9 protein-coding genes are annotated in these 8,468 nt (G+C 45.7%); 2 read left to right on the top strand and 7 right to left on the bottom strand.

Going from position 1 to position 8,468, the window contains the following annotated elements; all coding sequences use genetic code 11:
* Nucleotides 1–87 precede the first annotated feature (87 nt).
* The 4 genes from QUB64_RS29125 to QUB64_RS29140 all read right to left on the bottom strand — a co-directional run bounded on the left by QUB64_RS29125 (nt 88) and on the right by QUB64_RS29140 (nt 3,444).
* Nucleotides 88–654 (bottom strand): DUF924 family protein, encoded by a 567-nt coding sequence (locus QUB64_RS29125; protein ID WP_333277339.1) that lies wholly within the window; start codon nt 652–654, stop codon nt 88–90.
* A gap of 420 nt (nt 655–1,074) precedes the next feature.
* Entirely contained in the window at nt 1,075–1,437 is a 363-nt protein-coding gene (locus QUB64_RS29130) for a peptidoglycan-binding domain-containing protein (protein WP_333277337.1), read from the bottom strand.
* Nucleotides 1,438–1,699: 262 nt separating this feature from the next.
* A complete protein-coding gene (locus tag QUB64_RS29135; RefSeq protein ID WP_333277335.1) occupies nt 1,700–2,338 on the bottom strand; it encodes a HesA/MoeB/ThiF family protein in 639 nt (212 codons plus the stop codon).
* 278 nt (nt 2,339–2,616) lie between these two features.
* A complete protein-coding gene (locus tag QUB64_RS29140; RefSeq protein ID WP_333277333.1) occupies nt 2,617–3,444 on the bottom strand; it encodes a hypothetical protein in 828 nt (275 codons plus the stop codon).
* Nucleotides 3,445–3,597: 153 nt separating this feature from the next.
* Between QUB64_RS29140 and QUB64_RS29145 the strand changes: the two genes are divergently transcribed.
* Nucleotides 3,598–3,990, top strand: a complete 393-nt coding sequence (locus QUB64_RS29145; protein ID WP_333277331.1) for a DUF4189 domain-containing protein — start codon at nt 3,598–3,600, stop codon at nt 3,988–3,990.
* A 307-nt stretch (nt 3,991–4,297) separates the two neighbouring features.
* Here the strand turns inward: QUB64_RS29145 and QUB64_RS29150 are convergent, their stop codons facing one another.
* A complete protein-coding gene (locus QUB64_RS29150; RefSeq protein WP_333277329.1) occupies nt 4,298–4,639 on the bottom strand; it encodes a hypothetical protein in 342 nt (113 codons plus the stop codon).
* 328 nt (nt 4,640–4,967) lie between these two features.
* Between QUB64_RS29150 and QUB64_RS29155 the strand changes: the two genes are divergently transcribed.
* The gene (locus QUB64_RS29155; RefSeq protein ID WP_333277327.1) at nt 4,968–5,279 is read left to right on the top strand and encodes a DUF433 domain-containing protein; all 312 of its coding nucleotides are present in this window, start codon (nt 4,968–4,970) and stop codon (nt 5,277–5,279) included.
* A gap of 24 nt (nt 5,280–5,303) precedes the next feature.
* Here QUB64_RS29155 and QUB64_RS29160 read toward each other — a convergent pair whose 3' ends face one another.
* Nucleotides 5,304–5,954, bottom strand: coding sequence for a DUF1287 domain-containing protein (locus QUB64_RS29160; protein ID WP_333277325.1), 651 nt, complete (start codon nt 5,952–5,954; stop codon nt 5,304–5,306).
* Between the two features lie 680 nt (nt 5,955–6,634).
* Nucleotides 6,635–8,068 carry a hypothetical protein gene (locus QUB64_RS29165; protein ID WP_333277323.1) on the bottom strand — a complete coding sequence of 478 codons (1,434 nt, stop codon included), beginning with the start codon at nt 8,066–8,068 and terminating at the stop codon, nt 6,635–6,637.
* Nucleotides 8,069–8,468: the final 400 nt, after the last annotated feature.

The following is an 8,468-nucleotide window of genomic DNA, read 5'->3' on the forward strand; positions in this document are numbered from 1 at the left end:
CAGGTTCGTAGTAAGGACTTCAGTCCTCCGAGTTTGGACCAATCAAGAAGGACTCAAGTCCTCACTACGAACCAATAATTACCAACTTTAAAATCCCGAACCCGGTTGTTTGAGAAACTCGGCTTCTTCGGGAGTTGTTTCGCGTCCCAGAATTTGATTGCGGTGGGGAAATCTTCCAAAACGCGCGATAATTTTAAAATGCCGCAAAGCAAAATTAATGACTGAATTGCTGTCAGGTTCGCCGCTGAGTTGGCGAAACAGTTCCACAGATTTTTGCTGGTGTTCTAAGTTTTCGCTGTGTTCAAAAGGCAGGTAAATAAACCATTTTTGTACAGTCAACAATTCGCGATCGAAATGATTCTCAACAGCGTGTTGTGCGGCGGCTAAGGCTTTGCTATCCGTGGCGAAGGCTTGTGGCATTTCGCGAAACATATTGCGCGGAAATTGATCGAGCAGTATGATTAGTGCGAGGCAGTTTTCCGGGGAATCCTGCCAGGAGTCGAGTTGACCGGAGGCTGCTAGTTCGTATTGCGGGAGAAAGCGCGATCGCACTTCCGTATCAAAATCCAGATTTTTCTCAAACCACTTCTTTTGAACTTTACCAAACTCTGGAGAGTTCGATCGACCAAACCAAAAATCTAAAATTTCATTCATTATCAATCTAGTTATAGACTATAGGGCATAGGGCATAGGGCATAGGGCATAGGGCATAGAGCATAGGGCAAACAGGGCAAACACGGCAAACACGGCATTGGCCAAACATGGCATTGGGCATTGGGCATACTTCACTTTTTTGAGAACCGCTATAGCCATTGATTCTTAATGGCAATTTAGGTATATGTAGTTGCACAAAATCTAGTTGATGTGCAACTACAAATCGCAGCTATTAATGATTACCAAAGATGACTCAGCCCAAAACAGGTACTTGCTTTCGGACGCTATCGAGGAGCGCTCAAAAAAATTAGACTAAGATTTTAAGCTTCCAGATTTATCTGTTTTCGAGTAAATCTAAAATCTAAAATCTAAAATCTAAAATTGACTGACTTAGGAACTTTTCCTGTCCGGTGCTTGAATTTACGAACTCGCAAACAGTCTGTCCCAAGTTTTACCTCCCACAATTCCGTCTACAGGAAGGTTGGCTTCCCGCTGAAATATTTTCACTGCATCTAGGGTTGTTCTACCGAAGATGCCATCAAGTGCGATCGGTTCTGGGCACACACCGCGGGCGTTCAACAATTTTTGCAGTTTCCTCACATCTTCGCCTCTCGATCCGTGTTTTAAAATCCTTTTATGGTAACGGACTTCGGGTTCGTGGCAATCATTAGTGTGGCAAACTGTGCTGCTGCTGCTGCCAGAATAAGTGGCTGCATTGGCGCCAGTCAGAACTAATAAACCGAGAACTGCTAGTAAATAATAAAAAGTCTGCGATCCAACCATACTTTCCCTGTTAATTTTATCAAGCGTTTTCTGCGATATTGACTTGCAAGAAACGGGTACAAGCTACCGACTCAAGTCGTGGAGAAACCCAAAATTTTAGAGTATAGTTTAAGCTTTCAGATTCCTCTATGGAGTCTATCTAAAATCTAAAATCTAAAATCTAAAATCGACTGACGATTGTTTGAGAGTGAGAAACCGGGTGTGTGGGATGGAGGTGTCCAATCTCGATTGACCGGGTTTCTGGCAACAGTCAAGACACATTCTACAATATAAGTGGCTTTACTGCAAAATCTTTAATTGTGCAAGTTAAATTTTGTTGCTCTTGGGTAGCAGCAAAGGTAACAATTACTTCGCAAGCAACAGCCACTGTCAGCATTACCAAGTTTCTCGCCAGCGGGTAATCGCAAACGTCATCATTGGCGGCTGAAGGAACCCGATAGTGTTGGTTCCAAATTATTTCGGAGTAATCGGCGGCTAATCCGACGTGCACGCAGGGAATGGAGGCACTGGTACAGTAATCTTTGACTGCTTGCCGCCCGACGCTGTTATCAAAAGTATCGATCGCAACGGCGCTGTTGGCAAGCAGCCGATCGGCATTGGCGGGTGTCAATTCCTTGGAGTGCGCGTCAATGCTGACGGACAAAGCGCGGTACAGGTTGTTGGCGAGAATTTTGGCTTTGAATGCGCCGATGTCCGATCGATAATAGGGTTGAGTGGAAAGGTTGCGCTCTTCGATGCGATCGCGATCGATCACTCTTAACTGGCAAAAGCCCGATCGCGCCAGACTCTCTACAATATTCGCACCCAAAGCGCCCGCGCCGCACACCGTTACCGGGAAATTTTTTACCAGCGACATCACTGCGGAAGTTCTGTAAAGTTGTTCGTGAAAAAATATACTCATGACAGTTGACAGTTGACAGTTGACAGTTGGCAGTTGGCAGTTGTCAGTAATTAGTCGTAGGGTGCGTCGCTATTGAAAATCTCTAAATAAATATCGACAATCTTAGAGCGACGCACCTTATACAATTTATAGTAAAGTCTTGCTACCAAACAAATTTTTGGCTTGTTTGCTCAACAATCGTGTAAGGTGCGTCGCCGTGAGATTGTCGATTGAATGCAAGGGATTTTTTATGGCGACACACCCTACAAGACTTGGTGGAGAACCGTTATAATCAAAAGTTATCTATCTTCGACTACTCCGACTAATGACTGCAAGTCGAAATCCTTGTCTAAGCCGCTGAGACAAATGCCAGCACTCATAACTGTTAAGTCATTTTTGGCGATCGCAGAACTATGATGTTCTCCACTGCCGCTAGTCCATTCAACCAGCCAATAATCTTGGCGAGCGCTAAAATCTCGCAACTCGCCGCCGCCCATCTTCAACGCCCGCTGCAAGCGTTGTTCGTCCCGCACTTTCGGATTGAAATCTTTAATATTTCTTGCCACCAATTCATAAACAACTCGCATTTCCGGCGTCATTCCTTTAAAGCGAACATCTTGAGGTAAAATCAACTTTTTTAAAGCTGCTTTTAACTGCTCTGGCAGCAGCGGATCGGCGCGCCTGTCAATCTCTTCAAACCAGAAAGAATCACCGTCCCATCGCGCCACAACCGTATCGAACAACGAGCCTTCAGTTACTAAATGTACAGCTACGGGTTTAGCAACACCCGTGCGCTGTTTAGCATCTGACTCGTTAACAGGATAAGCCAGCCAAGTTTGCCCTTGCAGAATGCGAGCCAGTTGCAAGCGAATCGGTACCAGCAGTTGCAAATACTCTGCCATTTGTGGCAAATTCGGTTCGTCAACCACAGTAGCAATTTTCTCATTAATTGGCGCAAAAATAGCCCATCCTTCAAAGTTGGACGGCTGCGGTTGAAAAGTATAGATCATGCCAGCTATCCTTGTCCGCACCTTTCCCCTCCGAACGCAAGGAGCCAGGAATTGGGTATTGAGTAGCTGCCCTTCTTTTGCCCCAAGTTGGCTGAGGATTTTGCGGATATCTGCCATTGAAGTGACCTCCGTAATTTTACTTATTTTTACACAGTCTGCATTTAAATTAAGCGAATATAAACATTTATAAATACTATTGACATCGATTCAATGCCAAATATAATAGTTAACGATAATTCACAGTTAAGTGTATTAAAAAATTAAGTGAATATGCTGCAAAAACTTGGTTTAAAGTTGGTAGTATTGACTGTTCTGACACTTCCTATGTTTGGCTCTGCCCAGATGGCCCAAGCTCAGAACACTCATGGAGCTACTGCTTATTCCCCGACTTCTGACGCCACGGGTATTAGTTGGGATCATGCTACAGAGAAAGAAGCACTAGATGCAGCAGTAGCTGCCTGCAATACACAAAGCGGAAGGGCTAACGACTGTCAAGCGCTGACCTCTAATACCAATAACTGTGGAGCAATCTCAGTAGGAAAAGGAGGAGCAGGTGCGGGCTGGGGCGATGATAAAGCATCAGCAGAAGCTCAAGCTCTGGCTGCTTGCAGTGAACTAGATGGCGGCAACTGCAAAATACAGCTTTCAGCTTGCAACAAGTAATTGAAAACACAAAAATCGGTCGCAAAAATGTAAATTTGCGATCGTCTAATAGCTGACAAAATAGTCATATTACGTCGGGTCGATTGCCCTAAAAAAAAAATAGTTTGTAGTGCGTCCAGGCGTCCTCCGCCGGAGAGCGGACGCCTGGACGCACTACAAACCTTTCATAGTGGGTTAATCGATCGCAGACGATATCATATTATTTCCGCTACCACAAAGGCTTGTAGTGAGGACTAAAGTCCTGCGATCGCATTCCTCGCATTCCTCGCTACAAACCACTATGGTGCGCCACCAGCACCTTACCGAATTAATCTCCTACTTCAGAGGTAACTGCATCCGGCGGCAGCAAACTTTCTAATCTATCTTTAGACCAGTATTCAGTAGGGTAGGCGAGTGCAATAATATCAGAAAGTCGAATCAACCACGTAACTTGTCCGTAAGCATCGGTATTTTCCCCGTGTTCGTTAGGGGGAACTATCACCAAAAGTTCAGCAAACTCCCCGAACAAATTAATCGGGATGCCGCCGAAACTACTATTATTTGTTTTAATCCAAACTTTACTGCCTCGATCGAGAGCTTCTTGCAGTCGCTGGCAGAGCAAAGTGGATTTTTTGACCTGGGATTTTTTGGCTTTCGACTTTTTTCCCATAGTTTTAAGAAGTTAAAGTAGTTGTACTGTGAGTTGCACGGTGGGTTACACAGTGGGTTGAGATCGGCGTGCGATCGTCTTCGAGGGCTTCGCTAACGCGCTGTGGTATTGAAACTGACAAAAGGAAAAAGGGCGATCGCCCGATCGGCACCCTACCAGTCTAGTCTATAAGAAAGTGCCACACTGCGATCGTCATAACAATTTAATTACAAAATCGGGAAATGACCTGCGGTATCAATTTACAGAGTGAGTTAACGGTTCCCGTATTTATACTGTGTCCGAATGCAGTATAATCGGCGAAGTCTTCCCAAATCGTTTAACTAAAACAATGGACTGGCGAAAGCTCATTCATCCCAACCCGAAAACTGCAACAAGTCAACCACCAGCGCCAGAAACTCGATTGTCTGTAGAATTCCTGTTGGGGCTGTTTGCGGCGGGATGGACAGAAGAGCAAGTTTTAGAGAAATATCCTGCACTCACTTCCCCCAAGCTGCGCGCTGCTTTGGCTGCTGCGGATTCGCAGTTAGTTTCATCCATCGCCAATCCTGAGTTACTGGAAATTATCGAGAAAACTAGAGAAGAGTTGAGAATCGGGAAAAAGTTGCCGCTTGAGGGTATTGAGGGAGATGTTTGGGAGTAAAGTGCGATCGATTTTCGATGCTACTCAAAAATATCGATAATGCCCGATAATCTTCCAATTGAAGAGCACATCTTCCAATCTAGTCCCTGCACCGATATTGTGAACGATGACAAATCTTCCCGAGGGCGATCGCACGTTGCTAACTATCCCGATATGAGACTCGCCTCCTCCTAAATTCCATGTTACTACATCCCCCGGTTGATAATTATCTGCATTGCGAGTAACAGGTAACGATTTACCTTTTCGTTCAAAAAATACCATCAAATTAGGAACTCGGCGATGGTCGATATTCGGATCTGTGGTGGTCAAATTCCAATCTTTTGGATAGGCGGCAAAGTTCTGCTGCATATCTTGATGTACCTCTTGTTGCAGATCCACTTTTACTTGCCGAAATGCGCGAATTATGACATCCGTGCAAACACCTGTAGTCATCGGTACATCGCCACCAGGGTAGGGAATCGCTACGTAAGCAGGATCGTAAGAATTGGTAATGTTAGTTTGGGCGATCGCATTATCGAGCATTTGACGAATTGTCGGCGAAGTCACCGCAACTTTTTCGGGATTTAACTGAAGATTTTGTTCTGAAACTGGCTTGATACTTTTTTGCGATTGACAAGCAACACAGAGATAACTGATAATTAGAATAAACAAAAGAGTTTTCAGGCGCTCGCGCATTATTCAATCTCAATTTCGGGTGGATCTCACTTTTGAAGATGGCTATAGCATGACCGCATATAAGTTATTAGTTATAATCTCATATTGACTACGGTCATGCTTCGCTCCGGAGCGATATATTTTCCAAACCCAGATGCACCCTCAATTTCTCCCTAAATTTTCTCTAACTCGTTCCCGAAACTCCAACACCGCCTCAAGAGGATCGGAGCGTTGCACATAGTCTGCGAGCAATGATAAATCTAAATTGGGCAACAACTCGCTTTGCTGGATTTTTTCATATTCGTCTCCCCGCAGATGATAAACTTCAAAGTGACGATTTTTCCCGAACCAAACTTCTTTGACTCCGAGCTTTTGGTAAACAGCTAGCTTATCCAGACCACCACTGCCTGGTTTTGGCGAATATATCCGTATGGGCTATAGCATGACCTCCGTGAATATGGGATTATAACTAATAACTTATATGCGGTCATGCGAGAGCCCTCCTCAAAAGTGAGATGCACCCAACTGCATTCTTGCCATTATGTCTGGTAATGACGATTAATTCCCCATTTTCAACAGCCAGAGTGCAGAGGCTTTCTAAATTTGCTTCAGATTAAATGTATGTAATCTCAGTTGACATAGGAGACTAAAAACTGTGAGCATTGCCCGCCAGCTTCACTGACGAGCCATGCCCGATTATATCACTTGTCATCCCTCACAGGCAAAGCCACATCCAGAATTTCCATCAACAACTCCAGCCGCGAAGGACGAGACAGCATCGGCACCAAATTCGGGAGCGAGTAGTAATCACCAGCAAACGTAAACGTTTCCACCGACACTTGCTTGTCCTTCAATTGCTTTTCTACATAATCGCAGTAAGCGCCAACTCGCACAATCACCACATCAGGAATTACTCCCAAAGTTTGGCAGTATTTCTGATAAGCATCTGCCAAATATGGTGAAGCATTTTCGCCTTCATCTGTGACGATGATGAACTGCTCAACCACCTGCTTCTTAAGCCGCATTGCTTCCACCGCACAACCGCAACTTGTGCCACCGCCTGCGCGAATGTGCTTGAATGCGCGCTCCCAATCGGTCAATTCGCTGCCGTTTGCTGTCACTGGGTACGGCATCGTGTCGAAGGCGTAGACGAACAGCGCAGCCTCGGAAATGCCCGAAATCATGGCAGCGAGACGTTTGCCAACTTCGATCGCACTTTCCATACTTCCCGACTTGTCAACCAACAAACCGGTGGCTTTGGCAATCTTACCGCGCTTCTTCACCTGTTCGTTTGTCACCGCTTCCAGCTTCGCCGCCGTGGCTGCGTCGAACTTCGCGCTACCGCCGGCAACACTGGCTTTGTAAGCAGAAACGCGATCGCACTTTGCGGCTTCATCCAGCTTCGAGTCAATCAACAGCTTGACTTCCGGGTGATCCATCGCGCCCCGCGACTGAATCGATTTCAGGTTGTTGATGACTTCCTGCGGCGACATCGAATTAATCAGCGCTGCTAACACCGTTGGCGTCAGCATTTCGATCGCACCAACGGCGATCGTATACGGAATCTTGTATTCAACAATCAAATTCGCCTGTTCCGCAGGAGTCGCAGCCTTCGCTAGCTGCTTCAAAACAAACGCCAGCGAATCTTCTGGCGGATTGTCTTTAAACAGAATAGCATTAGCTCGATCGCTCGGCTTAACGTGTAAAGTCGCGTACAAGTGCTTCATCGCCTTGCGGTTGCGGATGGCGGCGCGATCGAAAAACTGGGGATTCTTTTCGCGCGATCGCAGATAGCGAGTGACAGCAGTGCGCGCGCTGCGAGGCACCTTATTTTGGTGCTGCTTCATAAAGTCCACAACCCGCGAAACCTCATAAGGAGGGAACTCTTGCAACATCATAAACCCGGCATCTCGGTGCTCTGTCAGCGCCGAAGTCAGCAAGTTTCCGGCAAAAACTTCCTTGTGGTCGCGCACGTCGCCGTGACGCTGATACCACACTGCTAAATGACCGTAAAAAATTGGATCTAATTCGATAATTAACTTGTGAATTTCTGTCACCTTTTCCAGTTGGCGGTGAGGTGTGGTGAGCAGACTGTTAAGCATTTCTAAACGTAAATCGCGCTCTGCTGTATTCATTGGTGCTGCCTCCAGTTTCAATTTTGGATTTTCGATTTTGGATTTTCGATTGTTAGGAATATCCAAAAATCAGCGAATGGCAGTTGTTGCACGCTTGGCAATAAATATAATAGTCACCGCGCAAGTTTGAGGAGCTTTTTTTAGAACCAGGGTAGGGTTGTATGTAAGCTCTTCAGGTTGGGGCGCGGCAACAACTGCTTAATTAGTTGATAGTTGATAGTTGACAGTTGACAGTTGACAGTTGACAGTTGACAGTTGACAGTTGACAGTTGACAGTTGATAGTTGACAGTTAATAGTTCTTCTTGCTAATGACTGATGACTGATGACCAGCCTTCGGCTTCGCTCTTCGGCTAAAATGACTAATGACCAGCCTTCGGCTTGCTTCGGCTACGCGGTTAT

The organism is Microcoleus sp. Aus8_D2 (genome assembly GCF_036702665.1).
Taxonomy (GTDB): domain Bacteria; phylum Cyanobacteriota; class Cyanobacteriia; order Cyanobacteriales; family Microcoleaceae; genus Microcoleus.

Bases quoted from the DNA above. Each gene is read 5' to 3' on its own strand.
- QUB64_RS29125 (WP_333277339.1), bottom strand. From the start codon at position 654: ATGAATGAAATTTTAGATTTTTGGTTTGGTCGATCGAACTCTCCAGAG.
- QUB64_RS29130 (WP_333277337.1), bottom strand. From the start codon at position 1,437: ATGGTTGGATCGCAGACTTTTTATTATTTACTAGCAGTTCTCGGTTTA.
- QUB64_RS29135 (WP_333277335.1), bottom strand. From the start codon at position 2,338: ATGAGTATATTTTTTCACGAACAACTTTACAGAACTTCCGCAGTGATG.
- QUB64_RS29140 (WP_333277333.1), bottom strand. From the start codon at position 3,444: ATGGCAGATATCCGCAAAATCCTCAGCCAACTTGGGGCAAAAGAAGGG.
- QUB64_RS29145 (WP_333277331.1), top strand. From the start codon at position 3,598: ATGCTGCAAAAACTTGGTTTAAAGTTGGTAGTATTGACTGTTCTGACA.
- QUB64_RS29150 (WP_333277329.1), bottom strand. From the start codon at position 4,639: ATGGGAAAAAAGTCGAAAGCCAAAAAATCCCAGGTCAAAAAATCCACT.
- QUB64_RS29155 (WP_333277327.1), top strand. From the start codon at position 4,968: ATGGACTGGCGAAAGCTCATTCATCCCAACCCGAAAACTGCAACAAGT.
- QUB64_RS29160 (WP_333277325.1), bottom strand. From the start codon at position 5,954: ATGCGCGAGCGCCTGAAAACTCTTTTGTTTATTCTAATTATCAGTTAT.
- QUB64_RS29165 (WP_333277323.1), bottom strand. From the start codon at position 8,068: ATGAATACAGCAGAGCGCGATTTACGTTTAGAAATGCTTAACAGTCTG.